The organism is Corynebacterium sp. UMB8791 (genome assembly GCF_054166365.1).
This window is the reverse complement of the sequence record NZ_JBSZCG010000151.1, coordinates 1-1,877: the sequence shown is the minus strand read 5'-3', so window position 1 is coordinate 1,877 and position 1,877 is coordinate 1. Positions and strand designations below refer to the sequence as shown.

2 protein-coding genes are annotated in these 1,877 nt (G+C 60.9%); both read right to left on the bottom strand.

Translation table 11 applies throughout. The features are described 5' to 3' along the window. Positions 1-46: 46 nt before the first annotated feature. A complete protein-coding gene (locus tag ACXIUA_RS10520) occupies positions 47-601 on the bottom strand; it encodes a phosphate acyltransferase (protein WP_457976800.1) in 555 nt (184 codons plus the stop codon). A 607-nt stretch (positions 602-1,208) separates the two neighbouring features. Continuing rightward, positions 1,209-1,877: hypothetical protein (locus tag ACXIUA_RS10515; protein WP_457976799.1), on the bottom strand; the 669-nt coding region annotated here is incomplete at its 5' end.

Here is a 1,877-nt window from a genome sequence, read left to right as displayed (position 1 = left end):
GAGGTCCTCCGTCGACGGTGCCTGACCAGTGACATTCGCGGAAGCTTCAGTGTTGATGCAGCTCCTGCGCCTTCGCCGTGATCGCGTCCACGTCCCCCAACAACGTCAGCTTCGCGACGCCCCCTTCCAACAACCTATGCGCCGCCTCAAGCACGCGTGGATCCTCGCCCTCCGGCAGGACGATGTGCGCGCCGACCTCGTGAGCCTGACCCAGCAGGCGCGACCCGAACACCAGCGGAGACATCACCGGCGCGACTTCCGGGATAGTGAGGCCAGCGGCCTCCTCAACGTCCGTGACCGTGGCGAGCAGCGTTGCTCCGTGGCGTTCCACCGTCCGCTGCGCGAGGGTGGCGCGCTGCGGGGCGTCGATAAGCACGATGACCGCAGCCCCGAGCGCTGCGGCGAGCTCCGCATCAAAGGAGCACTCCCCCTGCCCCACGAATAAGGTGGGCTGGTCCTGGCCCGCGCAGGCGGCGTAGGCCTCGGCGAGCGTCTCCCCCGTGACGCGGACGGTGCGCAGGCCATGCTGCGCCGCAAGTGCGTCAGCATCAGCACTGCTGAGGTTCGTGTTAGTGCAAGTAAGCAGTAGATGTTGAGCCATAACCCAGCCTTTAGAATCGTGGCGGACATAAATGCGTATCATTCTACAGACCCATCACGACACGCGGGCAGACAAATGGGGCCTAGTTCACATTAGATTGATTTCTGGTGCTGGGTCTCAGTTGTGGCGGTGGGTGGTCGCGCTGGAGCGCTGGCTTGCTGTTCAAAAAAGTTCATTCCCGCGCCCGGGAACCATTTTCGGTTTTGGGCCGGTTTCGGTCGACCAACGCTTATGTTTCCCCAGGTCGGAACGCATGTCTACGAAGATTGTTCCCCGTTTCATCCTTGATCGTTGGAACTTTTTGAGATGGAGGGGTGGCGCTCCATGACTTTCGTTCGTGTCGAGGTCTTAAAGGAGTGCGACGCTGGTCGCCGAAAATCGCCCCGGGCCGGCGAGAATGCGCGACCTGCATCGCACGCTTCTAATCCCACGCTTCGAGCAATTTGAGGCGCGGGCGCGCGACGAGCCGCTACCACGCCCGTAAGAATGCAAAAAGCTGCCGCCCGCCACAAATGGCGGACAACAGCTTTTCGCTTCTCAAAGAGCGATCAGTAAGCGTTTAGCTCGCTGTCTCCCACAAGGAGTGACTGTGAGCTAAACGTGTCCCTTACTTCTGCTCCTTCTCCGACGACAGCTTCGTCGTCTTGCCGGAGGAACCCTTCAGCTCCAGATCCTTCACCGAAGACGAAGGACCACCAGGCTTGCAGTTGTCGTAAATGATCGTGCCGGCCAGGATACCAGCCGCGATCAGTGCGATACCGCCGACGACCATGCCCAGATCCGCACCAACGGTACGCAGCTGCGCATTGATCTGCTCAACCTGCTTGGCCATCTCCGGGTTGAAGATGCCAGCCTGCTGCTGGATGCGGGTGTTCGCAGCCTGCAGCTGAGCGCTTGCCTGTGCGGCGAAATCGCTCAGGCCAGGGATCTGAATCTGGGAAGCCAGACCCAGTGGCAGCAGCGCGATCAGCGGCAGACCGAAGCCCACAGCGGATGCGGCACAGCGACCAGCGTTGATCTTGCCATCGTTGCCGTCGAATGGGTTGAGGCCCTTCTTCAGCTCATCGCCGTTGTTCACGCCGTCGCCATCGAAGTCACCGTCCGCATCCAGGATGGACTTGCCGTCCTGGCCAACCAGGGTGAAGGACGCCTTCACACCAGTGTGCTCGCCGGTGCTGTTCTTCACGGTGACATCCACCGATGGGTTTGCAAGCGGTGCAAACTTCTTCGTGAAGTCGTCCCAGCCCTTAGCGTCAGCCGTCTTGAAGGCCTTCAT

What these genes read in the sequence shown, in the direction of transcription:
- ACXIUA_RS10520 (WP_457976800.1), bottom strand. Translation starts at nt 601, where the DNA reads ATGGCTCAACATCTACTGCTTACTTGCACTAACACGAACCTCAGCAGT.